Source organism: Corynebacterium sp. CQ3829_602738 (assembly GCF_054478435.1).
Genome location: NZ_CM137003.1, coordinates 1299799 through 1325181, shown reverse-complemented (window position 1 = coordinate 1325181; position 25383 = coordinate 1299799). Strand labels below are relative to the sequence as shown.

At 65.1% G+C, this 25383-nt stretch carries 23 protein-coding genes and 1 tRNA gene; 16 read left to right on the top strand and 8 right to left on the bottom strand.

The features are described from left to right. Positions 1-3: 3 nt before the first annotated feature. Entirely contained in the window at positions 4-2781 is a 2778-nt protein-coding gene (gene acnA, locus ACX1NL_RS06405) for an aconitate hydratase AcnA (RefSeq protein WP_458897669.1), read from the bottom strand. A 209-nt stretch (positions 2782-2990) separates the two neighbouring features. On the opposite strand from acnA, the gene ACX1NL_RS06400 reads away from it, so the two are divergent. The 3 genes from ACX1NL_RS06400 (at position 2991) to ACX1NL_RS06390 (ending at position 6760) form a co-directional block, all read left to right on the top strand. Continuing rightward, positions 2991-3455, top strand: coding sequence for an Rv1476 family membrane protein (locus ACX1NL_RS06400; RefSeq protein ID WP_458897668.1), 465 nt, complete (start codon positions 2991-2993; stop codon positions 3453-3455). 548 nt (positions 3456-4003) lie between these two features. Then, positions 4004-5704 (top strand): DIP1281 family NlpC/P60 protein, encoded by a 1701-nt coding sequence (locus ACX1NL_RS06395; RefSeq protein WP_458897667.1) that lies wholly within the window; start codon positions 4004-4006, stop codon positions 5702-5704. Between the two features lie 18 nt (positions 5705-5722). After that, complete coding sequence (locus tag ACX1NL_RS06390) at positions 5723-6760, top strand: ferrochelatase (RefSeq protein ID WP_458897666.1); 1038 nt, start codon at positions 5723-5725, stop codon at positions 6758-6760. Here the strand turns inward: ACX1NL_RS06390 and ACX1NL_RS06385 are convergent. Beyond that, the gene (locus ACX1NL_RS06385; protein WP_458897665.1) at positions 6757-7509 is read right to left on the bottom strand and encodes a hypothetical protein; all 753 of its coding nucleotides are present in this window, start codon (positions 7507-7509) and stop codon (positions 6757-6759) included. The genes ACX1NL_RS06390 and ACX1NL_RS06385 overlap by 4 nt on opposite strands. 40 nt (positions 7510-7549) lie before the next feature. Here ACX1NL_RS06385 and ACX1NL_RS06380 point away from each other — a divergent pair, with 40 nt between their 5' ends. The 3 genes from ACX1NL_RS06380 to ACX1NL_RS06370 are packed head-to-tail and all read left to right on the top strand — an operon-like array spanning position 7550 to position 10131. Then, entirely contained in the window at positions 7550-8392 is an 843-nt protein-coding gene (locus ACX1NL_RS06380) for a DUF3097 domain-containing protein (RefSeq protein ID WP_448230248.1), read from the top strand. Between the two features lie 20 nt (positions 8393-8412). Then, the gene (locus ACX1NL_RS06375; protein ID WP_239355778.1) at positions 8413-8841 is read left to right on the top strand and encodes an NfeD family protein; all 429 of its coding nucleotides are present in this window, start codon (positions 8413-8415) and stop codon (positions 8839-8841) included. Further along, complete coding sequence (locus tag ACX1NL_RS06370; RefSeq protein WP_458897664.1) at positions 8842-10131, top strand: SPFH domain-containing protein; 1290 nt, start codon at positions 8842-8844, stop codon at positions 10129-10131. It begins immediately after the preceding gene. Here ACX1NL_RS06370 and ACX1NL_RS06365 read toward each other — a convergent pair. Continuing rightward, positions 10103-10672, bottom strand: a complete 570-nt coding sequence (locus ACX1NL_RS06365) for a MarR family transcriptional regulator (RefSeq protein WP_181888440.1) — start codon at positions 10670-10672, stop codon at positions 10103-10105. The two genes, ACX1NL_RS06370 and ACX1NL_RS06365, sit on opposite strands and share 29 nt — an antisense overlap. A gap of 20 nt (positions 10673-10692) precedes the next feature. After that, on the bottom strand, positions 10693-11385 hold the full coding sequence (locus tag ACX1NL_RS06360; RefSeq protein ID WP_370642057.1) for a TVP38/TMEM64 family protein: 693 nt from the start codon (positions 11383-11385) through the stop codon (positions 10693-10695). A 38-nt stretch (positions 11386-11423) separates the two neighbouring features. Between ACX1NL_RS06360 and ACX1NL_RS06355 the strand changes: the two genes are divergently transcribed. Further along, positions 11424-11969: a hypothetical protein gene (locus ACX1NL_RS06355; protein ID WP_458897663.1), complete on the top strand. Its 546-nt coding sequence runs from the start codon at positions 11424-11426 to the stop codon at positions 11967-11969. Positions 11970-12128: 159 nt separating this feature from the next. Here ACX1NL_RS06355 and ACX1NL_RS06350 read toward each other — a convergent pair. Further along, positions 12129-12217, bottom strand: a tRNA-Leu gene (locus ACX1NL_RS06350). A 139-nt stretch (positions 12218-12356) separates the two neighbouring features. Next, positions 12357-13535: an IS1249 family transposase gene (locus ACX1NL_RS06345; RefSeq protein ID WP_286362881.1), complete on the bottom strand. Its 1179-nt coding sequence runs from the start codon at positions 13533-13535 to the stop codon at positions 12357-12359. Between the two features lie 274 nt (positions 13536-13809). Here ACX1NL_RS06345 and istA point away from each other — a divergent pair, with 274 nt between their 5' ends. The 6 genes from istA (at position 13810) to ACX1NL_RS06315 (ending at position 20660) form a co-directional block, all read left to right on the top strand. Then, the gene (gene istA / locus ACX1NL_RS06340; RefSeq protein ID WP_458897662.1) at positions 13810-15417 is read left to right on the top strand and encodes an IS21 family transposase; all 1608 of its coding nucleotides are present in this window, start codon (positions 13810-13812) and stop codon (positions 15415-15417) included. A 14-nt stretch (positions 15418-15431) separates the two neighbouring features. After that, a complete protein-coding gene (locus ACX1NL_RS06335) occupies positions 15432-16190 on the top strand; it encodes an ATP-binding protein (protein ID WP_092100363.1) in 759 nt (252 codons plus the stop codon). Between the two features lie 179 nt (positions 16191-16369). Next, positions 16370-17932, top strand: a complete 1563-nt coding sequence (tetA, locus tag ACX1NL_RS06330) for a tetracycline efflux ABC transporter TetAB subunit A (protein WP_347876200.1) — start codon at positions 16370-16372, stop codon at positions 17930-17932. Next, positions 17933-19738: an ABC transporter ATP-binding protein gene (locus tag ACX1NL_RS06325; RefSeq protein ID WP_458897661.1), complete on the top strand. Its 1806-nt coding sequence runs from the start codon at positions 17933-17935 to the stop codon at positions 19736-19738. A 21-nt stretch (positions 19739-19759) separates the two neighbouring features. Next, the gene (locus ACX1NL_RS06320) at positions 19760-20293 is read left to right on the top strand and encodes a YbhB/YbcL family Raf kinase inhibitor-like protein (RefSeq protein ID WP_070432493.1); all 534 of its coding nucleotides are present in this window, start codon (positions 19760-19762) and stop codon (positions 20291-20293) included. A 10-nt stretch (positions 20294-20303) separates the two neighbouring features. After that, entirely contained in the window at positions 20304-20660 is a 357-nt protein-coding gene (locus ACX1NL_RS06315; RefSeq protein WP_005390939.1) for a hypothetical protein, read from the top strand. On the opposite strand, the gene ACX1NL_RS06310 is transcribed toward ACX1NL_RS06315, so the two are convergent. Together ACX1NL_RS06310 and ACX1NL_RS06305 are read right to left on the bottom strand one after the other, a co-directional pair. Next, positions 20657-21706, bottom strand: a complete 1050-nt coding sequence (locus ACX1NL_RS06310) for a quinone-dependent dihydroorotate dehydrogenase (protein WP_458898912.1) — start codon at positions 21704-21706, stop codon at positions 20657-20659. The two genes, ACX1NL_RS06315 and ACX1NL_RS06310, sit on opposite strands and share 4 nt — an antisense overlap. Before the next feature lie 41 nt (positions 21707-21747). After that, positions 21748-22800, bottom strand: a complete 1053-nt coding sequence (locus ACX1NL_RS06305) for a YncE family protein (protein ID WP_448230253.1) — start codon at positions 22798-22800, stop codon at positions 21748-21750. Positions 22801-22870: 70 nt separating this feature from the next. On the opposite strand from ACX1NL_RS06305, the gene ACX1NL_RS06300 reads away from it, so the two are divergent. Genes ACX1NL_RS06300 through ACX1NL_RS06290 form a run of 3 tightly spaced genes read left to right on the top strand, consistent with a single transcriptional unit; the run spans position 22871 to position 25369 of the window. Continuing rightward, positions 22871-23716, top strand: a complete 846-nt coding sequence (locus ACX1NL_RS06300; RefSeq protein WP_131771940.1) for an undecaprenyl-diphosphate phosphatase — start codon at positions 22871-22873, stop codon at positions 23714-23716. A gap of 16 nt (positions 23717-23732) precedes the next feature. After that, the gene (mshC, locus tag ACX1NL_RS06295; protein WP_131771927.1) at positions 23733-24947 is read left to right on the top strand and encodes a cysteine--1-D-myo-inosityl 2-amino-2-deoxy-alpha-D-glucopyranoside ligase; all 1215 of its coding nucleotides are present in this window, start codon (positions 23733-23735) and stop codon (positions 24945-24947) included. Between the two features lie 23 nt (positions 24948-24970). Beyond that, entirely contained in the window at positions 24971-25369 is a 399-nt protein-coding gene (locus tag ACX1NL_RS06290) for a hypothetical protein (RefSeq protein ID WP_131771926.1), read from the top strand. Positions 25370-25383 lie beyond the last annotated feature (14 nt).

Sequence of the window (25383 nt, the reverse complement as noted above, 5' to 3'; positions counted from 1 at the left end):
CTGTTAGCTCTTGACCATCTGACGCAGCACGTACTGCAGGATGCCGCCGTGGCGGAAGTACTCCGCCTCACCCGGCGTATCCACGCGGACCACTGCGTCGAACTCGACGGCGTCGGCGCCGTCCTTCTCAGCCTTGACGTGGACCGTCGCCGGGATCTCACCGTTGTTGAACTCGGTGATGCCGGTCAGGGTGAAGGTCTCGGTGCCGTCCAGGCCGAGGGACTCGTGGGACTGGCCCTCCGGGAACTGCAGCGGCAGCACGCCCATGCCGATGAGGTTCGAGCGGTGGATGCGCTCGAAGGACTCGGCGATGACGGCCTTCACGCCCAGCAGGTTGGTGCCCTTCGCAGCCCAGTCGCGGGAGGAACCGGTGCCGTACTCCTTGCCGGCGATGACCACCAGCGGGATGTTCTTCTCGGCGTAGTTCATCGCGGCGTCGTAGATGTAGGCCTGCGGTGCACCCTCCTGGGTGAAGTCGCGGGTGTAGCCGCCCTGCTCGTCCACCAGCTGGTTGCGCAGGCGGATGTTGGCGAAGGTGCCGCGGACCATGACCTCGTGGTTGCCGCGGCGGGAGCCGAAGGAGTTGTAGTCCTTGCGCTCGACACCGTTGGCGTCCAGGTAGTTCGCGGCCGGGGTGCCCGGCTTGATGGAGGAAGCCGGCGAGATGTGGTCGGTGGTCACCGAGTCGCCCAGCTTTGCCAGCACGCGTGCGCCCTCGATGTCCTGGACTGCCTCCGGCTCCTCCGGCATGCCGTCGAAGTACGGCGCCTTGCGGATGTAGGTGGAGTCCTCGTTCCAGTCGAAGGTCTTGCCGGTCGGGATGTCCAGACCCTGCCACTGCTCGTCGCCCTTGAACACGTCGGCGTAGTCGGCCTCGTACATCTCGCGGGAGATGGTGCCTGCGATGGTCTCTTCGATCTCCTCGGTGGACGGCCAGACGTCCTTGAGGAAGACGTCGTTGCCGTCGGCGTCCTGGCCCAGCGGCTGGGTCTCGAAGTCGAAGTCCATGGTGCCGGCGATGGCGTATGCGATGACCAGCAGCGGGGACGCGAGGTAGTTCATCTTCACGTCCGGGGAGATGCGGCCCTCGAAGTTGCGGTTGCCGGACAGCACGGCGGTTGCGGTGAGGTCGAACTCGTTGACGGCGTCGGAAACCTCGGCCGGCAGCGGGCCGGAGTTGCCGATGCAGGATGCGCAGCCGAAGCCGGAGAGGTAGAAGCCGACGGCCTCCAGGTCCTTCCACAGGTCAGCGCGCTCGTAGTAGCCGTCCACGACCTGGGAGCCCGGAGCCATGATGGTCTTGACCCACGGCTTGGCCTTCAGGCCCTTCTCGGCGGCCTTGCGTGCCAGCAGGGCGGCGCCGACCATGACGGACGGGTTGGAGGTGTTGGTGCAGGAGGTCACGGCAGCGATGGCCACGAAGCCGTGGTCCAGGGTGTACTCGCCGCCCTTCGGGGACTCGACGATGACCGGCTTGGAAGCGCGGCCCTCTGCGCCCTCAGCGGCGGACTCGCCGTTGGCGGCCCAGGACTCGTTGTAGGAGACGGCGTCGACCTTCTCGGCGCGAACCGGCTCTTCAGTGCCCTCGCCCGCGGTGTTGTAGTCCGGCAGCTGCTTGCGGAAGGTGTCCTTGGACTCGGACAGCAGGATGCGGTCCTGCGGGCGCTTCGGGCCGGCGATGGACGGGACGACGGTGGACAGGTCCAGCTCGAGGTACTCGGAGTACTCGGCCTCCTCTGCGTCCTGCTCCAGCCACATGCCCTGTGCCTTGGCGTATGCCTCGACGCGGTCGATGTCCTCCTGGGAGCGGCCGGTCAGGTGCAGGTAGTTGATGGTCTCCTCGTCGATCGGGAAGATCGCGCAGGTGGAGCCGAACTCCGGGGACATGTTGCCGATGGTGGCGCGGTTTGCCAGCGGGATTTCCTTGACGCCGTTGCCGTAGAACTCGACGAACTTCTGCACCACGCCGTGCTCGCGCAGCATCTCGGTGATGGTGAGCACGACGTCGGTTGCGGTCACGCCGGTCGGGATCTCGCCGGTGAGCTTGAAGCCCACAACGCGCGGGATGAGCATGGAGACCGGCTGGCCGAGCATTGCGGCCTCAGCCTCGATGCCGCCGACGCCCCAGCCCAGGATGCCCAGGCCGTTTTCCATGGTGGTGTGGGAGTCGGTGCCGATGCAGGTGTCCGGGTACGCCAGGCCCTCGTTGTCGAAGACGACGCGGGAGAGGTACTCGATGTTGACCTGGTGGACAATGCCGGTTCCCGGCGGGACGACGCGGAAGTTGGAGAAGTTCTCTGCGCCCCAGCGCAGGAACTGGTAGCGCTCCTCGTTGCGCTGGTACTCGATCTCGACGTTCTTGTCGATGGCGTTCTCGGAGCCGAATGCTTCGATGATCACGGAGTGGTCGATGACCATCTCGGCCGGGTTCAGCGGGTTGACCTGGTCCGGGTTGCCGCCGAGGGTGCTCACGGCCTCACGCATGGTTGCAAGGTCGACCACGCACGGCACGCCGGTGAAGTCCTGCATGAGGACGCGGGCCGGGGTGAACTGGATTTCCACGCTCGGCTCCGCCGAGGGGTCCCAGTTCGCGATTGCCTTGATGTGGTCCTCGGTGACGTTCTTGCCGTCCTCGGTGCGCAGGAGGTTCTCGCCCAGCACCTTGAGGGAGTAGGGGAGTTTCTCCATGCCTTCGACAGCGTCGAGCGCGAAGTAGTCGTAGGACTTTCCGCCGACCTCGAGCGTCTTCTTGGCACCGAACGAGTTCTTGCTTTCTGCCACGGTGAGCTCCAATTCTCGTCGTATCTAATCAGGGGTTAGCGACCCTATGGTCAAGCCACCAGTTTATGCGACCTTCCATAGTTCCGCGCCCATATTAACAGTACGCCCGTTATGTTTTCGCATTGCGCTTATCGACGCACCTCCGGCCACCACCGTTACACTGCAAAACCGACCGTATAGATCGCCCGGAAACCCGAGGAGCAAGGCCCATGCAGACTAAAGCAGCGCTGGAAGATCTCGTCTCCCAGCTCGCCTCGTCCCCGGTGGCCTTCGGCACCGACAATCCGGTCAACGCGGAACTGGGTCCGGCACTGCAAGCCGCTCTCGCCGACGCCAGTCTCGACACCGCGGGCATGATCGTGCTCGAGCAGACCCCGCCGGTGATCGCGGACCTTCGCGACTTGGCGCAGGACGCCGCCGCCGAAACCGGTCTCGACACAGTGCTGGTGCGCACCCCGCAGGTCGCTGTCGGGGTGAGCGACTCCTTGAACCGCGCTCAGGTGGAGCGCGGTGAGCGGGCGATGGTCGCCGAACCGGATTACGTCGCCGGCGTCCACGCCTTCGCCGACGCTGCCAACGGGTTCTCGTTGAACTGGCCGCTGGTGGTCGCGGCCGTGCTCGTCGTCCTTGCCGCGGTAGCTGCGGCGGCTGCGTTCTCCGCCCGCCGCGGGTAGTCGTCGACAAGCTTGCTGCCTTGACGCGCTCGCTCGCAAAAGTTGACGCGCACCCCGGAAACCCGCAGGTCAGATTCCACGTTTTCATCAGTTTGGTCAACTTTTACGAGCGTGATCCAGGCAGTGTGACAAACGTCACGTAACGCTCTCGCGCCCAGGTTTGTGCTGGTGAGGCGGGTGTGAATCATGTGAATAGCCTTGACTCGCGAGATTGTTTGTAACAAAAGGGATACAAGTTTGTTGCCTTGACGTATGGTTCCCGTATCGGCTCGCGGGTCGATGGCTGTCACACGCAACGCAATGGCACCGTTAGGGCGCTCTAGTCAAGCGCCCGCGAAGGTTCGGGCATGTGGGGAAGCACGCCGAGTACCAGGTTCCAGGTCAGAGCTGTGCCAGCTGCGATTCGCGCTGCCGCGTCAGTAGTCAACATCTAGACCGCTCGTGGGACCGCTAGTCACGGTTTTCGCCTGCGCTTTGAAGCCTCGGGTTTTCTTGATCGCCCGAGTGCCGCTGAAGTGTGCGCGACGGGCGGTGTGAGGAGCACCTTCGTGGCTAATCCACAAAGGGGCACCCGGTTTGGTCGTGCGCGAAATGTGCTCGGTGCCGCCGCGTGTGCCGCAACTGTTTCTTTGGCGGCGGGCCTAGTCAGCCCGGCCGCCACCGGTCAGAGTTCCACCTCTGCAATGGGCGAACTCGTGACCGCTGTGTCCCGTGCGCAAGCTAACGTGGACTCGCTCAACCTCGACCTCGGCGGCCTGCAGGAGTCCGTCAACCAGTCCCTGGTGGACCTGCACGATGCGCAGGTCAAGGCCGAGCAGGCCCGCCGCGGCAAGGACGAGGCGAAGCGACGTCTCGACGAAGCCCAGGAGCGTGTCGACGTCCTACGCGCCGAGCTCGACGAGCTGAGCCGTTCGCAGTACCGCGGCGCGAGCCCGGGTGACGCGCTCGTCGCCGTCAGCGGCAAGGACACGCAGCGCGACGTGCTCGACCGCTCGTTCTTCCTGCGCCAGCGCTCGGAGGAGAAGCGCGCCAAGCTCGCCGAGGCGGAGCAGGCGCGTGCCGAGGCGGCGAATGAGGAGGCCACGCTGCGCGAGGCGAGCGAGCTCGCCGACGCTTCCGAGGCCGAGGCGAAGCAGGCCGAGGCAAACGCGCGCGAGCTTCTCGACGCAAACCGCGCCGCGCTCGAAGCCTCCGTCGCTGAGCGCGACGCCGCCCAGTCCCAGCTCGATAGCGCGCAGAAGGACCTGGAGCAGCAGCGCCCGGCGCAGGCTGAAGCCGCAGAAACCCCGTCTGCAGATAATGCTGCGTCGGCCGAGGCTGCTGAAGCTGCCCCCGACAACGCCATCGCTGCCGACCCGTACGCGGCCACCTTGACCGTGTCCAAGGGCGACACCACCTACGAGGTGCCCGAAGAGGTCGTGGACCTGGTGCGCAAGCGCGTGTCCAACGACGCCCCGGAGGCCCCGGAGCCCAGCCGCGAGGTCGTGGTGGACGCGGTGCGCACTGTTGCGCAGACCTCCTCTGCAAGCGACATCGCCGCGCTGTCTTCCCAGGCCGGCCTGCCGGCGCTGGACAGCGACACGATCGCCAAGGTCGGCGCCGTCGCGGCCGGCATCGCGATGGTCGGCGGCGTGGCGGCCAACCACGGCTCCTTCGACAGCTCCAACACGGATGCCGTCGAGCTGGTCACCGCCTTCGCGGATGGGCTGAACGGTGCGCTGGGCACGGTCGAGCAGACTTCCGACACCACGGAAACTGCGGACTCTGCGGATTCCCTGTCCACTGTGCTGCCCGAGGTGGAGACCGCTGCTGACGTTTCCACCAAGGCACAGAAGTCTGTCGCCGCGGTGTCGAACTCTTCCCAGGTGGAGGCTGTGATCGCGCGTGCGCAGTCCCAGATTGGCACCCCGTACGTGTGGGGCGGCGGCGACGCCAACGGCCCGACCACGGGAGTAAACGGCGGTTCCGTCTCCGGCTTCGACTGCTCGGGGCTGGTGCTGTACGCCTTCGCGGCCGCTGGCGTGGCGCTGCCGCACTACACCGGGTATCAGTACCAGCGCGGCACCCAGATCCCGGCCAGCGAGGCCCAGCGCGGCGACCTGCTGTTCTGGGGCCCGGGCGGCAACCAGCACGTGGCCATCTACCTCGGCGACGGCACCATGATCGAGGCTCCACAGTCCGGCCAGAACGTCACCATTGCTCCGGTGCGTTGGTCCGGCATGGCTCCGAACGCGGTGCGCCTGCTCTAGGGGGATAAGCTCGAGGGCATGGCTCTCAACGACTACGACGCACTCCTCGTCCTTTCCTTCGGCGGCCCCGAAGGGGAGGGCGAGGTTATTCCTTTTCTCGAGAACGTCACGCGCGGCCGCGGCATCCCCCGCGAGCGCCTTGCGGCGGTCGGTGAGCACTACTTCCACTTCGGCGGTGTGAGCCCCATCAACGGACAAAACCGCGAGCTCATCGCCAACATCGAGGCGGAACTGACGCGCCGCGGCATCGAACTCCCCGTCTACTTTGGCAACCGTAACTGGCACCCGTTCGCCGAGGACACTGCGAAGCAGTTGCTTGATGACGGCCACAGGAACGTCCTCGTCTTCGCCACCAGTGCCTGGGGCGGGTACTCCGCCTGCCGCCAGTACGACGAGGACATCCAGCGCATCCGCGAGGTCACCCCGGAGATCACCTACACCAAGCTGTGGCAGTTCTATGGGCACCCGACGTTCGTCGAGCTTGTCGCCGCCGGACTACGCGCGGCTGTGGAGAGGGCGACCGGCGACACCCGCGTGCTCTTCACCGCGCACAGCGTGCCCACCGCAGCGGACGAGAACTCCGGCGGCCCGGCAGACCAGAACCTGTACTCTAGGCAGGTCGCGGAGGCGGCGGAGCTCGTCGCAAAGCACGCAGGCGTAGACAGCTTTGAAGTGGTGTGGCAGTCGCGCTCCGGAAACCCAGCGACGCCGTGGCTGGAGCCGGACGTGGTGGACCGCGCTCAGGAGCTCAAGGCCGACGGCATGGAGCACCTCATCTGCGTGCCCATCGGATTTATCACCGACCACATGGAGGTGGTCTGGGACCTCGACACCGAGCTCAAGCAGGCGTGCGACGAGATGGGCGTGACGCTCGAGCGCACCCCGACGGTCGGCTTAGAACCCGCGTTCGCCGGTATGATCGTCGACGTCGCCGAGGCCGTCGGTGCGCAAGTCAAGCCTAAAACCTTGTCTTCGGTCTCGGTGCAGGGCTGCACCGTCAACGGCGCGCCGTGCAAAGAAGGCTGCTGCGCCCCGGTGAAACGACCGGGCCGCTAGCGCGCCCACTCGCGCTGGTAGTCCACCGCCGCATCGGCCACACCAGCCATGCGGGCGGAACGCACGTGGCGCCAGAGCGCGAACAGCTGGGGGTCGAATGAGTGGTCGTCCAAGCGGTCGGTCACCGTTTCGATAGTGGCGGCCACCCGGTCCGCGCGGGCAAAGAGTTTCGCCGCGCGCGGGGTGACACCGGCGGGTAGCCCCGGGGTGTCGTAGAAGTCGGCGAGCGTGCCCACCGCCAGCCGCGGGTTGGGCAGCTCCTTGCGGGTGCCGCCTGCGGCCTCGATGAGCACTGCGGCTTGGTCGGTCGCGCGCGACAGCAGCTGGTCCGCCTCGCCGGGTGAGAGCCACTCCGGCTCCGGGAGGGGCTCCGGGTCTTCGAACCAGCGCCAGTTCACCCCGCTACCCGAGTACTCCGGCACCAGGATGTGGTGCATGTCGGCCCCACGAACGACCAGCGCGCCGGCCTGCGTCAGCGCTTCCATCGCCGGGGAGCCCGCCCGCAGGCGTGGCGCTTGGCCCGGGCCCCAGAGGACCAACCGTACGGCGGGGCCGGGCGAATTGAGGTCGGTGGCGGAGCGGACGTCGTGAAGCAGCTGCGTGAGAGCCTGGCTTCCGTACGAATGCTGCCCGCCGAGATCCGTGAGCGCGTCGACGGTGTCGTCGGCGGACTCGACGTTGTAGAGCCAGGCCGCCAGCCAGACGGCGGTGTTTTGCAGGGGTGAATAGACTTCGGCGCGCGTGTGCATCCGGGCCAGTGTAACGGGGCCGATACAATGCGGACGCATTATGCGAGATAGCCGGTACAGCGGAGACATTTTCAGCGGACACGTGCGTAGTAAGCGCCCGAGCTACCCGGAGATGCCGGCGGAACCCGGCATTATCGTGGAGATCGTGGGCAACGATTTTGTCGGCGCCGTCGTCGGGTTCGAGCGCACCTACGACGGCGACTTCGTGCGCCTGGAGGACCGCTACGGCACGCAGCGCCTGTTCAAGATGCTCCCCGGCGCGTTCATGGTGGAAGGCCAGCGCGTGACGCTGACCCGCTACGTCGCACCGCGCAACGAGGGGCCGAAGCACTCTAACTCGGGCTCGCGCAAGGTAGAAAACGTCAAAGCCAAGGTGGCCATGCCGTCGCGGATTTGGGTGGAAGGCATCCACGACGCCGCGATTGTGGAGCAGGTGTGGGGCCACGACCTGCGCGTCGAAGGCGTAGTGGTGGAGTACCTCGAGGGCCTGGACAATTTGCAGGAGCGACTCGACGAGTTCCAGCCCGGTCCCGGCCGTCGCATCGGCGTGCTGGCGGACCACCTGATTGAAGGCACGAAGGAATCCCGGCTGGTGGAACACGTCGGACCGCACGTGCTGGTCACCGGCCACCCCTACATCGACATCTGGGCGGCAGTGAAGCCAGCGAGCGTGGGCATCCCCGCGTGGCCGGAGGTGCCCTACGGCGAGGACTGGAAGACGGGCGTATGCCGCCGTCTCGGATGGTCGGACCCCAAGGAGGGGTGGCGCCGCGTGTCCTCCTCGGTGAGCACCTTCCGCGACCTCGATTCCACGCTCATCGGCGCGGTTGAGCGGCTGGTGGACTTCGTCACCAACCCCGAATTGTCGAAACACGACCTCTAGACAGATGTAAGGTAAAACACGTGGGACCTTTGCTTTGGTTTTTGGCCGCGGCGCTGTTGGCGCTGCTGGAACTGACCGTGGGCGAGCTGACGCTGCTCATGCTCGGCGCGGGCGCCCTGACCACCGCGCTCGTGGCGCTCGGCGGCGTGCCTGCGTGGGCGGAAGTCGCCGTGTTCGCTGCCTCGTCCGCACTGTTCTGGTTCTTCCTGCGCCCGCCGCTGCGCCGCCGGATGGAGAAGCCGCTGGTGTTGGACGACTCGCCGCGGGCGCTCGTGGGCAGCACGGCCGAGGTCGTCGAGGACATCGTGGGCGGTAACGGCCAGGTGCGTCTCGACGGCTCCCTGTGGTCCGCCCGCGGCCTCGACCCGGCGGAGACCATCCCGGCGGGATCCCGCGTGACCGTTTACGATATTGACGGCCCCGTCGCTGTCGTGTGGAAGGAGCCCTAAATGGGAGGGTTTATCACATTCTTCGTCATCATCGCGCTGGTGGTGGCAATTCTCACCGCGTCAATCAAGCTGATCCCGCAAGGCGAAGCGGCGGTTATTGAGCGACTCGGCCGCTACACCCGCACCGCATCCGGCGGGCTGACGTTCCTCGTGCCCTATATCGACCGCGTGCGTCAGCGCGTGGACACCCGTGAGCGCGTGGTGTCCTTCCCGCCGCAGGCCGTGATCACCCAGGACAACCTGACCGTGGCGATCGACACGGTGGTCACCTTCCAGATCAACGACCCGGCAAAGGCGATCTACGGCGTCGACAACTACCTCGTGGGCGTGGAGCAGATTTCTGTGGCCACGCTCCGCGACGTCGTCGGCGGCATGACGCTCGAGGAGACGCTGACCTCGCGCGAGACCATCAACCGTCGCCTGCGCGGCGAGCTGGACGCGGCCACCGCCAAGTGGGGCCTGCGCATCAGCCGAGTGGAGCTGAAGGCGATTGATCCGCCGCCGTCCATCCAGCAGTCCATGGAGATGCAGATGAAGGCGGACCGCGAAAAGCGCGCCATGATTCTCACCGCTGAAGGTAAGCGCGAGTCCGACATCAAGACCGCAGAGGGCGAGAAGCAGGCGCGCATCCTCTCCGCGGAGGGCGAGAAGCACGCGGCCATCCTCGCGGCTGAGGCGGAGCGTCAGGCGATGATGCTGCGCGCCGAGGGTGAGCGCGCCGCCAAGTACCTGGCCGCGCAGGGTGAGGCCCGCGCGATCCAGAAGGTCAACGCCGCCATCAAGTCTTCCGGCGTGACCCCGGAGTTGCTGGCGTACCAGTACCTGGAGCAGCTGCCGAAGATCGCGAACAACGACGCGGCGACGATGTGGATGATCCCGTCCCAGTTCGGCGACTCCCTGCAGCAGTTCGCCCGCGCCTTCGCCAACAAGGACGACGACGGCGTGTTCCGCTACGAGTCCGAGTCCCCGAACGACCGCGACCGGGAGATGGCCCAGGCGGACAACACCGACCGCTGGTTCGACACTTCCACCGACCCGGAGCTGGCAAAGGCTCTCGCCGAGGCGCGTGCGGTGGCCAACAAGCACGTCGACGACCCGGATCCGACCCAGGATGCGGCACAGGGGTCAGCGCAGGATTCGATCAAGCCGGAACCCAGCGGCGCCACCCGCCGCGAGATCACCGCGGGCGAGCCGGAGCGCACCGGCTTCGAGCAGGATTTCGGCCGCGACACTGACGTGTCCGAGCCGGTCTCGCGCCCCGTTACTCGCCCTGACCAGCAGCCCGAGTAATCAAATTCAGCGCTAGCTGCCACCCGGCCTGCTCCGCGGGCCACCCGGCCGCCTGCAACCGCTGGCTCATCGCCTGTTTGGAGATGCCCAGGGTTGCGGCGGCCTCATTTTGGTTCATGCCGCGCCGCACCAGCGATGTCGCCTCGCGCCCCTCGTAGGTGCGCTTGTGCAGCACGTGCGCCATCAGCGCGAAGGTCGCCGCGATGTCCGCGGCCTCAGTCGTCGCTTGTTGCCTATCGACGATCACCCGCACCTGGCCCGCCCTCGTTCCGACAGCTTTCGTCGCGGTGGCAGAAGCGTCGCGCGTGGAGCCCTCGCCGTCGCTGATGCCGAGCCCGATGGCCCAGTTGCCGTCCGAAAGCAGCGCCATGATCAGGTTCAGCGCAGCTTCGGCGTCCTCGACCTTCGAGCGGATGTCTTCCACCCCGAGCACCTCGAAGCCTGCAACACCGGGCAGGCCACTGAGCGCCTCAGCGGAGCGCTCCACCACGGCGGCGCGGGCCTTCTCGCGGCCCCGGTACCTCGCATGCACGGCAATCATAGGCCGTAGCGTACTCCGGTCTACCCTTGGGGCTTGACTCCGACACGTCCCGAGCGGGTCGGCATGCGAGCGTCCAGCACCAGCCCCGCCACGCCGACGACGGCGAGCACCGCCATGATGGCCACGAACACCGGGTCTGCCTCGCCGGTGAGCGTGTCGCCGAACAGCGTGACCAGGATCGTGCCCGGGGCGGAACCCACCAACGTGGCGAGCGCGAACGGGGCCACGGGCACACGGGTTAGTGCCGCAGCGTAGTTCATGATGGAAAACGGCACCGCCGCGATCATGCGCAAGCTCAAAATGGCCAACCACCCACGTTCTTCAAGCCGCCGATTGATGCTCTCCACGGCCGGGTGCGTCAGGCGCGGCTCCACCCATTCCCGCAGCAGTGTGCGCACGATGAGCAGCGAGATGACTGCGCTGACCGTCGTCGCCGTCAGCGCGATGAGGATCCCGCGGGCAGTGCCGAACAGGATGCCGGCAGAGACCGTCATCAGGGTCCGGGGGATGGGGAACTGGGTGATCAGCACGTACAGCAGCCAGAACAGGACGGGGAACCAGGCACCGGTCTGCTCGGACCAGGTGCGCAGGGTCGAAAGCGGGGGGACGTCGAGAAGCATCCATGCTGCGATGAACAACGCGCCGGCCGCAACGATGAGTGCGATCTGGTTCCGGGGTGCCTTCCGCAAACGATTCACCCCGCTATCTTCCATCGGGCGGTAGTCTGGAACCAACTTGAGGAGGGGGGCTCATGAGAGTCGGACTGTTTCTACTTTCCCTGGCATTGACACTCCTAGGAATCGGGGTGACCTACGGGCCGATGGTCCTGTCACTGGTGTTCTATGGCGGCGCGCTCGCCATTGGGTGCATAGCGGCTGCGCGGGCATCAACTGGCGGTGATGCACGAACAGCGGCGTCTTGTGTGCTCGTCGTTGTGGCGGTCGTGACACCGTGGATCGCCCCAATTCTGAAAGGGGATCCCGCCGGTTACGCCATCGTCGTCGGAATCTACGAACCCGCCGTCTCCTTCTTGGCCATGTCCTGGGCGTATCTCACCGCGCGTTCCAGCAAGCTGTGGCCGTACATTGCAGCGGTGGTGCTCGCCGTCGTGTTGGTCGCTGCGCCCCATAGACTCATGGTTCATTTGGCCCACCTGCTTTGGGAAACCCCGCTGTTCGGGTACCTCTGGGTCGCAGTGGTGATCGCCTTCGCCGCTGCGTTTTTCCTGCTCGTCGTGTTGCTCAACCGCGGAAACGAGAAGCGTCGCGGCGCAGAGACGACTCGAGTGTCACGATGAGTGGGCCCGGTTGGAGGAACCAGACCTCAGCGTGAAACCAGACCTCAAGCGCGAGCGCGACGTGGGGTTTTGCAGGTGTGCTTGGCTTGAGGTCTGGTTGAAACTATGAGAAACAAAAAATCTCGAGACACCGTAGGAACGATGTCTCGAGACAACACATGGTGCCCGGAGGGGGACTTGAACCCCCACGTCCGTTAATAGGACACTAGCACCTCAAGCTAGCGCGTCTGCCATTCCGCCACCCGGGCTTAGGGTGATTTTCAGCCTCTCGGCTGGGCACTCGCATAACTATAGGGCGGGCCCATGGAACCGCCAAATCGCCAGTACAACCCTGAAAATTTGGGGTTAAACGACAAAAAGTGTGTCTGGCTCGGCGTGTCGTGGGGGTTAGATTTGGCCTTTTTGGATGCCGATTGAGTGGGTGTAGTCGGTGTCGATAGCGTTGTCGTAGAGGGCTGGTCGTCCGGTTTCGTGGTCGGCTTGGTTCTCGTTTCGGGTCAGGGTGGATACTTTGGCGAGTTGGCCCTGGCCCCAGTTGGACTGCCTGGCGATTCGTACTGGATCGTCAGGCAGTTCCGTTTTTAAGTAGAGCCACCAATCCAGCATGCGGCGTTGTCGTTCGCCTGATCTGCCGCGGTGGGTTCTGGCGAGCAGTTTGAGCTGGGCGTTGATGCCGCCTTCCAGGCTGTTGGTGGTGGATTTGATCCGCTCGGGCGCAAGGACTCCTGCTGGCGGGTTGAGGTAGACAAACAGCATCTCGGACCGCCAAAGATGGTTGAGGCTGTTGTAGGCCTTGCGCACGTTGTGGTGTGTCCACACCCGTGTCCATGCACCGGTTTTGGGGTCCTTGATCAGGGTTTTCTCGTCCATCCATGACCGGTAGATCGTGGAGAACTCGTGCAGCTGCGCACCCCATGCGGCGGCTTCATCCAGCGTGGTGATCCGGGTCAGTTTCAGCGCAAGTCGGTAGATGGTGCGCCCGGCATCCGTACGCGGGTTGCTGGTGGTGTAGCGGCGCACCACCCGTTGGGCGTGGACGAGGCAGCGTTGGATTTTCGTGGTCGGCCAGCACTTTTTGATTGCGCTGTATGCGCCTTGGCCGCCGTCGATGACGGCGATGAGTGGGGCTTCGATGCGTTCAAGCAGCAGCTGGTAGTCGCGGGTGGTTTCGTGTTTGCACCAGTGCCAGGCGATCACGTGGTCGATTGTCGCCGCGATGATCAGGCAGCCGCCGGCGGTGTAGGTGCCGTCGAGGAAGATTTGGTCGTAGACCCGCTTGTCGTGGCCGGCGGTGGGGTCAGGCACATCAACGAACCAGAACGGTTCGAATCGACGTTGCATCGTGCGCGGTGAGCACCCCACACGGCGGGCAACAGTATCGAGGCTGGCACCGGTGGTGAGGTGGTCGATGAAGACGGTGAACGCCGCCGCGTTGGTGATGTCGCTTCGGCGTTTCACGCTGGAGGCGCCGCATTGTTTGCAGCGCCATCTGGTGGTGCCTTTGCTAGTGGTGCCGTTGCGTTTCATTTCACCGCCGCAGTAGCAGCGAGGTTGGTTCTTTGACATTGCGACACCACACCACGCCGCGCATAGCACACCAACGCTGCCACACCGAGGATTGAACGCTCGAGACCCAGATATATGCCCCGGAAGCATATACTTTCCTGAAACCTACAGGTCAATCCTGTCGATTCGGGGTAGTTGGTACCGCGAGTCCGCGTAGTTGGTACCGGTGTTCCACGTACCCGGTACTGCAAGGGGTTTTCTTTCATAGTTGATGTTGGCGACACCACAATCCGGTGGTGTCGCGTCAACATCTACTTGGAAGGAGCCGGTCCTTGTGGCTAACTTCAAACAGATCATCGCGATGTGCCTTGACGGTGCAAGCTACGCGCAGATCACACACGCATTGGGATGTTCACGACGAGAAGTATCCCGCGCAAAGAAAGTCATCGCTGATGAGGCACTAACGCCAGAGCGTTTCCGCCAACTCCCACCGGGATGGTTCGATGATCGATTCAGCGACGGCCGGAGTAAGCGGACGATGTCCTACGACCAGCCTGATTTTCAAGCCCTTGCACGCAAGCTCCAAAGCAAAAAGCACGTGACCAGGCACAAGCTGTGGATGGACTACTTGTCGCAGCCGTGTCCGACGGACAAGACAAAGTACCAGTACTCCCAGTTTTGCAGTGGGCTCAATGAATTTCTCCGTGCTCATGATCTTGTCGAAGTCGTCACCCATGAGCCGGGGCAAGAGCTTTACGTCGACTGGGCTGGCGACAAAGTGCCGGTGGTGGATCAGGCCAGTGGTGATACCGCATTCAAGGCGTCGCTGTTTGTCGCGGTATGCCCGTACTCAGGGCTGATGTACGTCACTGCTGCTGCGAATGAGAAGATGCCGGCTTGGATTGCATGCCACGTCAAAGCGTTGAACTATCTTGGCAAATTACCGGCGGTCATCGTGCCGGATAATGCCTCTACGGCGACCTACCGGCCGAGGAAGCATTCAGGCTACCGGATGGTCACTGACCGCTACGCAGCGTTTGCCGACTACTACGGGGTCACGATTGTGCCGACAAGACCTGGCAGGCCACGCGACAAAGCGGCAGTAGAACGTGCTGTGAAAATCGCCTACACCAAAATACTCGGGTATTTCAGCGACGAGGTCTTCTACAATCTCGATGAACTCAATGAGGCAATCGCTGACCGGCTTGCCGATATCAACAGCGCAATGACACGGGCTGATGGCACAACACGGCGCATGCGCTTTGAGCAAGAAGAAGCACCAGTGATGCGCGATCTGCCGCCGACACCGTTTACGGAAGTGTCATACAAGCGGCTCAAAGTCGACCGTAATTGGCACATCACCTGTGACTACCAGTACTATTCTGTGCCATTTCAGCTGGTAGGAGAGGCAGTGACGGTCAGGCTCACCCCGCAACTGGTGAGCATCTTCAACGGTGATCAACTAGTTGCTGAACACACACGCCTTCACGGATTCAAATACCGGTACTCCACTGATCCCAACCATGGGCCAAGCAGCGATGACGAAGGCCACAAGGCGCTCACCCGCGACGAACTCTTGGCTTGGGCCTCGTCGTTCGGTTCTGCAACGCACACAGTCATAGCGATGATCCTCGATCGTAATAGTGCCGCCGTCCCCCGCGGACTTCTTCAAGCTCGCAACGTGCTGGCCAACCTGGGCAAAAAGCACAGCAAAGCCACCCTCGAGCCGGCGTGCCAGCAGGTCTTAGAAAAGAAGCTGGCTCCAACTATGGCTGTGATCAAGCGCATCCAGACTGACATTGCGCACGCTCAGCAGCCCCCTGCTGCACCAGGGCGAAAGACACAGCCCGCGACGAAGAACCAACAACGCCCAAGCGCCCCGCTTACCAGCGACGCAGCTGACGCCGTCTTCATCCGTCCTGCTGACCACTACGAAAACTAGAAGGAGCGTGAACCATGAGCAACATCAATGACGAAACAGTACGGGCAAAAATGCGAAAGCTTCGCGTATCGACCTTCGCTGATGTCTTCTACGAGATTGTCAACGACGAGGCCTACGCGGATGCGCTACCAGAGGACATCTTCCTCGCAGCAGTCGAAGAGGCCTACACACAGCGGCAACAACGCAACATCGCCAAAGCCATCACCCAGGCACAATTCCGATACCCGGACGCGAGCCTTGCTGAAGTCACCCGAGCAGAACAACGCGGCATCAACATGCGCCAACTGAAACGAATCGCGGCGACCAACTGGCGGGAAAACCCGACCAACATTCACATCCTCGCACCGACCGGAACAGGGAAAACATACATAGTCTGCGCCATCGGCGTCGCCGCATGCCAAGCCGGATACTCCGTGGCCTACTACCGGCTAGACCAACTCGTAGACATGTTGGCGGTCTTCTCACCGACTGACCAAAACTACCTCGATAAGATGCGGAAACTGATCAATGTCGATGTCCTTATCATCGACGATTTTATGACCATGAGCATCAACCAGCGCGGGCAAGAAGACCTGAGCAAGATCATATTCGACCGCGACGGTCGGCTCCCAACACTGATCTCCTCCCAATCGGCCGCCGCCTATTGGGTCGAAGCCCTCCCCGACAGAGTCGGAGCCGATTCACTCGTTAGCCGCCTCAACAACGGCCACCGAATCCGCATCGGAGACTTCGACATGCGCAAGGCCACCGCCCCAATAGAACCGGACGAATAAGACAAACAGCCGGGCCAACTCCGTCGGCCCGGCCCCGGTACCAACTACCCGGAACACAGCAGTACCGGGTCTCCGGAACACCGGTACCAAAAACCCGCATCTGACAGTCAATCCCTAAAAATCCGCGATTCCGGACACACTTTTTGACCCTTAACCCAATATTTGCTAGATTTTCCAGAATGATGCCACCGCCGCGCAGAATGAAGACGTACAGCTGGTTCGTCCCGCCCGCGCCGCCAGCGGACGATCCGGCGCGGCTCCACCCAGCACGCTGGAGCAGCGGGAACCGTGTGGTCAGGGACATGGTAGGCGCATACCCGGGCGTGCTAGTGCTGCACATTCTGAGCTACCTCATCGGCACCGGCATCTCCGCGTTTGTGCCGGTGGTGGTGGGCATGATCGTGGACGGCCTGGTGGGGGAAGAAAAGTTCAACGCATGGTGGCTCTTCGCAGTATTGGTCGGCATCTTCATCATCCAGTTCATCGGCGAGGCCACCGGCGACGGCCTGGCCACAGCCTCGGTGCGCCGCGTGACCCACAACGCGCAGCAGCACCTGTCCTCGGGCGTGCTGCGCCGCGGGGCGGGAGCGATGAGCCCCGGCACGGTGCTCAACACCATCGACGCGGACGCGAACACCGTCGGTCGATACCGCGAGCTGCTGTCGTTTCCGCTGATGGCCATCGGCTACGCGGCCGGCGCGATGGTGGCGATGTGGTCGGTCTCCCCGTGGATCTCGCTGGCCATCCCAGCCAGCGCGCTGATTATCGCCCTGTTCGCCGCGTGGACCGCGGGGCCGGTGACGCGGGTGTCGCTGAAGCGCCGCGCTGCGGAGGCGGATGTTGCTGGCTTGGCCACGGATGCGTCGCAAGGCATCCGCACCGTCAAAGGCCTCGGCGCGGGCGCAACCGTGGCCGAGCGTTTTCACTCGGAAACGGCGAAGGCGAAGCGGTTGATGCTCACGCACCTGCGTGTGGAGGTCTGGCTGGGTTTTGCCAGGTTCTGCGTGGCGTGGCTGTGCAACCTTGCCATCGTGGGCTTGAGCGCGTGGATGACGCTGCGCGGGGAGATCACCCCGGGGCAGCTGACATCTGTGGCACTGTTGGTGCCGCCTGCGTTGGACATGGCGGGCTTCGCGTTCGGCGACCTGGCAAGTGGGTGGGGCAGGGCCGTGGCGAGCGGTCAACGCATCGAGCAGCTGCACCACGCGGGCGATGACGCGGCGGGGCCTGAGCCGACAGACACCCCGGTCCCAGGCGCGGGTCTGTGGATTCTCGAGCCGGCGGAGCGTTCCTACGCCACCGCCGCCGCGTGGGCGCAGCGCGCAGACGTGCTGTTCCCGCCGCACACCGTCAACGTGTTTGAGGGCACCATCGCAGACAACGTGAACCCGCGCGGGGATGTGCCGGAGGACGTCGTCAAGCAGGCGCTCGCCGCCGCCCACTGCCAAGACATCCTCCGCAGGCTCGGCGGCATAGACGCAGGCGGCGAGTTGCCGGACGCACCGCTGGGCGAGGCCGGCCTGAATCTCTCCGGCGGGCAGCGGCAGCGCGTCGCGCTTGCTAGGGCGCTCGCCGCCGACTCGGACGTGCTCATCCTGGACGACCCGACCACTGGCCTCGATTCCGTGACACAGGCGGACGTCGTGGCAGCCGTCGCCGCGCTCAGAGCAGACAAAACCACCGTGGTCATCACCGGAAACGCCGCGTGGCAGCACGCTGGAACCGAATTGGAGGTGGCGTAAATGGCGCGCGAATACGAACGCACTGACGCGGTCGCCCCCGCGAGCGTGAAGGAGACCTTCGCGTACCTGTCTGCGCTACCCAACGCTCTGGACAAGCGCTGGTGGGCGGGTTTGCTGATCATCCAGGCGCTGATTGTCGCTGTCTACACCACGCAGTCGAACCTGTTCGGCCGTAGCGTCGACCCGCTCACCGGAGGCGAGGTGCCGCTACTGGGCACCGGCACCCGCGCCTTTGTGTGGACTGTTGGCCTGGCGTTGGCCTGCATGCTCGTCGAGATGTTCTTGCGGGCGCTGGGCAATTATGTGGTGGGCCAGAAAGTCGCCCGCGCGTCCATCGACCTGCGCCGCCGCTGCCTCGACGCGATCCTGCGCGCACCAGTGCCGCGGGTGATGGAGCTCGGCACCGGCAACGTCATCACACGCATGACCAAGGACATCGACGACGTCGTCCAAACCATCACCGACATCGGCTCGCGCGTGCTCACCACCGTGTTCGTCTTCCCGATCACGTTCATCGGGCTTTTGCTTATCGACGTCCGCTTCGCCCTGATCCTGCTTCTGATCTGCATATGCACCTACCCGTTTGCCCGCGCGGTGGTGCGCGCCATCCCGGATGCCTCCAACGCGGTGAGCGTGGCGGAGGCGCGTCGCAACGCGGTGCTGCTGGATACCGTCCGGGGCCTGCCCACGCTGCGCGCCTTCGACTTGGAGCGCTGGGCGTTGGCACGGATGCGGCGGACCTCGTGGGGCGCGGTGGAGGCGGAGATGGACCGTGTGCCCTGGGACATCCGGCTCACAGGCATCGGCCAGGTCGCTTTCGCCGCGTGGGTGCTGCTCACGCTTGGCGTCGGCGCGTGGCTCGCGACGGCCGGTGCCGTCAGCCCGGGCCAGGCGAGTGCCGCCGTGTTCATGGTCATCCGCGCCGAGGTCACGGTGTTCAACGCCCTGTTCTTCGTCGGCGAGCTGCAGAGCGCGGCCACCGCAGTGGGCCGCGCGGTGAGCCTGGCCAAGCTCGCGGACGGGCGTGAAGCTACGGCCGTTCCGGAGGATCTGGCGGAGCCGGTGGACGTGGAAGTCGACCACGTCTCGTTTGCCTACCCGGGCGGCGCCAACGTGCTGGAGGACCTCTCTGTCACGCTCGAGGCGGGAACAACTACCGCACTGGTGGGGACTTCGGGCGCCGGCAAGTCCACGCTCGCCGCGCTCATTGCGGGGCTGGTGGAGCCCACGTCTGGGTGCATCCGGGTAGGCGCAGTAGATACCTCGCAGGTCAGCGACACGTGGACCGCCAAGAACGTCACCCTGCTCACCCAGGACGTCCACCTGTTCGCCGGCACCCTGCGCGAGGACCTCTCGATGGCCGCACAGGATGCGACCGACGCGGACCTGCTGCGGGCGCTGGCAAGTGTCGGGCTCGACCCTGAAGGCACCCAGTTCGCGCGCCTGTTCCCGAAGGGGCTGGACACCGCCGTCGGCGCAGGCGCGGAGGAGCTGCCCCCGGAGGTGGAGCAGCAGCTCGCGCTCGCACGCGTGGCGCTCTCAGGCCCGAAGGTGCTCATCCTGGACGAGGCGACGGCAGAAGCTGGCAGCGACGCCACCAACGCGCTGGAGGACGCCGCCGCGCGGATCACCGCAGACACCACGGCACTGGTGGTGGCGCACCGCCTAGACCAGGCGGCGGCCGCGGACCGGATCCTGGTCATGGACGCCGGGCGCATCATCGAGGACGGCACCCACACCGAACTCGTCGCCGCCGACGGGAGATACGCGCAACTGTTCGCTGCGTGGAGTGGCGGCGGTCACTAACTCTCCGGTAGGAATGGGGACATGACTGCAAATTATGTTTCCGACCGTTTCCCCGGCCCCGACCCGTACGCCCCGCTGGCGGACGTGCCGTCCTTCGACATCACGTCCGAGGACATCGTCGACGGCGAGCGCCTCGCCGACACGCTTGCCGGCGACAACGCCACCAGCCCGCAGCTTTCCTGGTCCGGCGCCCCGGAGGGCACCAAGACCTTTGCGGTGACCTGCTTCGACCCGGACGCGCCGACCGCCTCTGGTTTCTGGCACTGGTCCGCGTTCAACATCCCCGCGGACGTTACCGAGCTGCCAGCCGGAGCAGGCGCGAAGGACGACCTCGGTGTCGGCGCGGTGGTGCTCACCGGCGACAGCGGGGTTAAGGGCTACTACGGTGCGAACCCGCCGGCCGGCCACGGCCCGCACCGCTACCTGTTCGCCGTCCACGCGGTGGACACGGAGCTGCCCGCAGACGAGATTGCCAACCCCACCCAGCTCGGCTTCAACCTGAACTTCCACTCGCTCGGCCGAGCAATCATCTGGGGCTGGTACGAAAACCAGTAAGATTCGCCGAATGGTTCCAGTGCAACTCCGCGTCGGCGGCGCGTTCATGGGCATCGCACTCGTGCTCGTGCTCTACGCCGTGCTGGCGCTGCTTCGAGGCGACGCCGCGTTCCCCGTCACCCCGCAGGTGCTCTCCATCATCGTGGCGGTCGCCATCGTCGGCGCCTTCGCCACCTACAACACCAAGCAGGAAGGCTCACGCACCCAGGTCGGCGCGCTAATCGTGGCCGTGGTGCTCATCGGGCTCGGCTTCATCGCGCCCGACACCGAACTCATGGCCACCACGCCGTTCTGGCTGATCGGCTGGGCGCTCGCCGCCGGCCTCTGCGCGGTGGTGCTGCGCCGCAGCGCAGCCGGACACGCTTAGAGCGCCTTCCACTCCAGCCCGCTGCCCACGGCCTGCTCGATCGAGTCCAGGCCGTGGGCTTTGATCTGCGCGGCGATCCCGCGGTGGATGCCGCGGATCCAGCCCAACCCGCCGTAGATGAACGGGGTGTAGCCCTGCAGCAGGCTCGCGCCCGCGGTGATGCGCTCCCACGCCTGCTCGGGCGTGGAGATGCCGCCGACGCTGACGAGCACCAGCTTGTCGCCGACTCGCTCGTGGAGGCGCTTGAGCACCTCAAGCGAGCGGTTCTCCAACGGGGCTCCGCTGATGCCGCCCGCGCCCATCTTCTCCACCCTGGAGGCGGGCGTTTTCAGCCCGGAGCGGGAAATGGTCGTGTTGGTGGCCACAATGCCGGCCAATTCCAGCTCGACGGCGAGGTCAGCCACGGCGTCGATGTCGTCGTCGGAAAGATCCGGCGCGATCTTCACCAGCACCGGGGTGGTGGTGGATTTCTTCACCACTTCCAGGATCGGGCGGAGTTCCTCCACCGCCTGCAGGTCGCGCAGACCCGGCGTGTTGGGGGAAGAGACGTTGACCACCAGGTAGTCCGCAAGCTGGCCCAGAAGCGTCGCGGTGGCGCGGTAGTCCGCCACGGCATCCTCGGAGGTCTTGTTCTTGCCGATGTTGATGCCCACCACGTCGCGGGAGCGCCGCGCGCGGAGGTTGTCGGCGACCACGAGCGCGCCCTTGTTGTTGAAACCCATCCGGTTCAAAATCGCCTTGTCCTCCGGCAGGCGGAACAGGCGGGGAGTGGGGTTGCCCGGCTGGGACTTCGGGGTCACGGTGCCCATCTCGGCGTAACCGAAACCGATCGCGCCCCACGCGTCGATCGCCTCGGCGTTCTTGTCAAAGCCGGCCGCCAACCCCAGCGGGGCGGGAAAATCCACGCCGAAAACGGTCTGGCGCAGCACCGGGTCGTGCACGCGCACGGCCTTTTCCATAACACGGTTGACAGGGGTGGCCAGGTGCAGCGTCTGCAGGGCGCCGCTGATGATGCCGTGGATGCGCTCCGGCGGCAGCAGGAACATGAGCTTGAGTGCGCGGTCGTAGAGCGTCACGGGTGAATCTCCTAGTTGCTCTCGGTCTGGTCGGCGGGGGAGACGATCTGGATGCCGTCGCCGGATGCGGAGGCGGCGACCACGGTGCCGTCGTCAAGCGTAATGATGCTCTGGGCATCTGCGACGGTGGCGAAGTGCTTGCGCTTCACCGGAATGCCCTGGGAGATGTCGTAGCCGGTGGCGGTGTTGCTGGCCAGCGAGCTGACCCATGCGAGGCGCTGCGCGGGGTCCCACGCGGCATCCCAGGGTCCTTCCGGCACCGGCGCGGACTGCTGGAGGCGGATGATGTCGTCGGTGGTGTAGACGTGGAGCTGGTTGCCGGTGGAATCCGCAGCCAGCACCAGGCCGTGCTCGCCGCCGCGCACCTTGCCCACTCCCAGGCCGACGCGCAGGGTGCCGCCTTGGCGCGAGCCGTTCCAGTCGATGTCCTGGATGGTGGTGTCGAAGCGGTTGGTTCGCACCACGGAGTCGCGCTGGCCGTCCACCTGCACCGCTTGGAGCTGATCGGTCTCGCGTGCGACGTCGATGGTGTCTTTCAGCTCTCCGCCGTCGAAGACCCACACCTTGCGCTCAGTGTCGCTGCCTGCGAGCACCTCGCCTGTCGACGCCACCGTGGCCACCGTGACCGGCTTATCCGTGGCGATAGTCTCCTCCCGGTCGCCGAAGAGCTTGATCTCGCCCGCGCAGGCAAGCGCGAAGGTGCCGGCGTTGGCGGATGCCTCGCCGCAGGATTGGTCCAGCTCGTGGCGGGCGGCCTTGCCTTGCTGGATCTCCTCGAGCGTGCCGATCGTCAGCGCGTTTTCCGTGCGGACGCCGATGCGGCCGTTCGTGACGTCCACATCGCTCACTGGCTCGAAGCCCACCACCGCGCCCGCCGGGTCCGACGACTGCGGGGACTGCACAGGCTCTGCGCTGCCCATGTTCGCAGCCGCCTCACCGCCGGCTTCCTCGATCTTGGCGGAAGGAGACGCGCCGCAGGCGCTCAGCGCCAGGGCAGCCGAGACGGCACCGGAAACTGCGGCAAAGCGGAGGCGGGAACTGGGGGCAAACAAACGAGCATTCACAAGGTCAAAGCCTAGCAACGCGCCCGTCGCGCACCGCGATGGCTAAGTAGGCGTGGTAGTGTCTTTCGCCATGACTGATCCCGCCACCACAATGTCCTGGGTTCAGGTGATCGTCCTGTCCATTGTCCAGGGCCTCACCGAGTTTCTGCCCGTGTCTTCCTCGGGCCACCTGCGCATCGTCTCCCAACTGTTTTGGGGCGAAGACGCCGGCGCCAGCTTCACCGCTGTGATCCAGCTGGGCACGGAGCTGGCCGTGCTGGTGTACTTCGCCAAAGACATCTGGCGCATCCTCACCGCCTGGTTCGCCGGCCTCGCGGACAAGTCCAAGCGCGGTTTCGACTACCGCATGGGCTGGATGGTCATCGCCGGCACCATCCCGGTCGGTCTTGCGGGCGTGCTGCTCAAGGACTTAATCCGCGAGAACTTCCGCAACCTCTGGATCACCGCCACAGTGCTGATCCTGTTCTCACTGGTGTTCATCCTGGCCGAGCGCCGCGGCAAAAAGACCCGCGGCTTCGAAGAACTGACCATGAAAGACGCGGTTCTGATGGGCCTGTGGCAGTGCCTGGCGCTCATCCCGGGTGTGTCGCGCTCCGGCGGCACCATCTCCGGCGGTTTGTTCCTCAACCTCGACCGCGAGGTTGCCACCCGTTTTTCCTTCCTGCTGGCCATCCCGGCAGTACTTGCCTCCGGGCTGTTCTCGCTGCCGGACGCCTTCGACCCCCAGGCGGGCCAGGCGGCAAGCGGGCTGCAGCTGCTCGTCGGCTCCGGCATCGGGTTTGTGGTCGGCTACATCTCCATTGCCTGGCTGCTGAAGTTCGTGTCCAACCACTCGTTCGCGTGGTTCGCCGCCTACCGCATTCCGCTGGGCCTTCTCGTGATGGCGCTGCTCGGCACTGGCGTGATGGCCGCCTAGTTGTAGGGTTGTCCGCATGCATGCATGGCCCGACCCGTCCGTACCCGCAGTCGCTGGCACCCCGGTGCCGCTGAAGCTCTTCGACACCGCCGATCAGCGCGTCAAGGAAGTAGACACCACCCCGGATGCGAACGGGGAGGTGGGGATGTACGTCTGCGGCATCACCCCGTACGACTCCACCCACCTCGGCCACGCCGCGACCTACCTCACCTTCGACCTGGCGCAGCGCCAGCTGCTCGCCAACGGCCACAAGGTCCACTACGTGCAGAACATCACCGACGTGGACGACCCGCTGTTCGAGCGCGCAGAGCGCGACGGCGTGGACTGGCGCGAACTCGGCACCAGCCAGATCAACTTGTTCCGCAGCGACATGGAGATCCTGTCCGTGATCCCGCCGCGCGACTACATCGGCGCGATGGAGTCAGTCGACGAGGTGATCGCAATGGTGCAGCAGCTTCTCGACGCTGGCGCCGCCTACGAGCTCGACCAGGGCGACATCTACGCTTCCATCGACGCCACCGAGCAGTTCGGCTACGAGTCCAACCTGGACCGCGCCACCATGGAGGAGTACTTCGCAGAGCGCGGCGGCGACCCGGATCGAGAGGGCAAGCGCGACCCGCTGGACGCGCTGATCTGGCGCGGCCACCGTGAGGGCGAGCCCGCCTGGGACTCGCCGTTCGGCCCGGGCCGGCCGGGCTGGCACGTGGAGTGCTCCGCAATTGCCACCAACCGCCTCGGCAGCCACTTCGCCATCCAGGGCGGCGGGTCTGACCTGGCGTTTCCGCACCACGAGTTCTCCGCGGCGCACGCTGAGGCCGCGCTGAAGGTCGAGCGTATGGCCGGCCACTACGTCCACGCCGGCATGATCGCCCTCGACGGGGTGAAGATGTCCAAGTCCCTGGGCAACCTCGTGTTCGTGCACAAGCTCTCGGAGGCGGGCCACGACCCGTCGGCGATCCGCCTGGCCGTCTTTTCGGGCCACTACCGCGAGGACCGGGACTTCTCCGACGCGATCCTCGCCGAGGCAGAAGAACGCCTCGCACGTTGGCGCGAGCAGCTCGCCGGCGAGGTGAGCGAGGCGGAGGCGACGGATGTCGTCGATAAGCTTCGCGCGATTCTTGCGGACGATCTGAACACCCCGGAGGCACTTTCGCTTCTCGACGGCGCGGCCGGCGACTGCAACCAGATCATCGCCACCGCCCTCGACGGGCTGCTCGGGGTGCGCATTTAGCGCGCCTCACGCACAATGGGCGCATGAGCGCAGCTGCGGACAACTCGATTCGGGCCCAGTTTCAGCCCGAGGTAGACGAATTCATCGACGACCTGACCACCTTCGCCACCGGTTCCTACCTGCAGGACGAGGACAAGGACCTGTGGGAAGAGCCCTTCGACCCGGCGGTGCTGCCGGATTTGAAGAAGCTCCTGGAGATGTTCCTGGACGCCCTCGACCTGCTCGGCGACGATCCTGAGGGCGACGCGCTGGTGAAGGTCGTGGCTCCGTTCTACGAGAACCTCGAAGAGTTCAACGAGAAGCACGCCAACGCGGTGCTTGAACCGGAGGAGAAGGCCGACATCGAGACCCTGGTGTTCCGCGCGGCGGCCGCCACCGGCGCCACGGACGAGGCTCTCAACGAGCTTCCGGAACTTGAGTAGGCCCAAGGCCGTCC

Coding starts and splice junctions, on each gene's coding strand:
- ACX1NL_RS06400 (WP_458897668.1), top strand. CDS start 2,991: ATGCAGACTAAAGCAGCGCTGGAAGATCTCGTCTCCCAGCTCGCCTCG.
- ACX1NL_RS06390 (WP_458897666.1), top strand. CDS start 5,723: ATGGCTCTCAACGACTACGACGCACTCCTCGTCCTTTCCTTCGGCGGC.
- ACX1NL_RS06385 (WP_458897665.1), bottom strand. CDS start 7,509: ATGCACACGCGCGCCGAAGTCTATTCACCCCTGCAAAACACCGCCGTC.
- ACX1NL_RS06380 (WP_448230248.1), top strand. CDS start 7,550: ATGCGAGATAGCCGGTACAGCGGAGACATTTTCAGCGGACACGTGCGT.
- ACX1NL_RS06370 (WP_458897664.1), top strand. CDS start 8,842: ATGGGAGGGTTTATCACATTCTTCGTCATCATCGCGCTGGTGGTGGCA.
- ACX1NL_RS06365 (WP_181888440.1), bottom strand. CDS start 10,672: ATGATTGCCGTGCATGCGAGGTACCGGGGCCGCGAGAAGGCCCGCGCC.
- ACX1NL_RS06360 (WP_370642057.1), bottom strand. CDS start 11,385: ATGGAAGATAGCGGGGTGAATCGTTTGCGGAAGGCACCCCGGAACCAG.
- ACX1NL_RS06355 (WP_458897663.1), top strand. CDS start 11,424: ATGAGAGTCGGACTGTTTCTACTTTCCCTGGCATTGACACTCCTAGGA.
- ACX1NL_RS06345 (WP_286362881.1), bottom strand. CDS start 13,535: ATGTCAAAGAACCAACCTCGCTGCTACTGCGGCGGTGAAATGAAACGC.
- ACX1NL_RS06335 (WP_092100363.1), top strand. CDS start 15,432: ATGAGCAACATCAATGACGAAACAGTACGGGCAAAAATGCGAAAGCTT.
- tetA (WP_347876200.1), top strand. CDS start 16,370: ATGATGCCACCGCCGCGCAGAATGAAGACGTACAGCTGGTTCGTCCCG.
- ACX1NL_RS06325 (WP_458897661.1), top strand. CDS start 17,933: ATGGCGCGCGAATACGAACGCACTGACGCGGTCGCCCCCGCGAGCGTG.
- ACX1NL_RS06320 (WP_070432493.1), top strand. CDS start 19,760: ATGACTGCAAATTATGTTTCCGACCGTTTCCCCGGCCCCGACCCGTAC.
- ACX1NL_RS06315 (WP_005390939.1), top strand. CDS start 20,304: ATGGTTCCAGTGCAACTCCGCGTCGGCGGCGCGTTCATGGGCATCGCA.
- ACX1NL_RS06310 (WP_458898912.1), bottom strand. CDS start 21,706: ATGTTCCTGCTGCCGCCGGAGCGCATCCACGGCATCATCAGCGGCGCC.
- ACX1NL_RS06300 (WP_131771940.1), top strand. CDS start 22,871: ATGACTGATCCCGCCACCACAATGTCCTGGGTTCAGGTGATCGTCCTG.
- mshC (WP_131771927.1), top strand. CDS start 23,733: ATGCATGCATGGCCCGACCCGTCCGTACCCGCAGTCGCTGGCACCCCG.
- ACX1NL_RS06290 (WP_131771926.1), top strand. CDS start 24,971: ATGAGCGCAGCTGCGGACAACTCGATTCGGGCCCAGTTTCAGCCCGAG.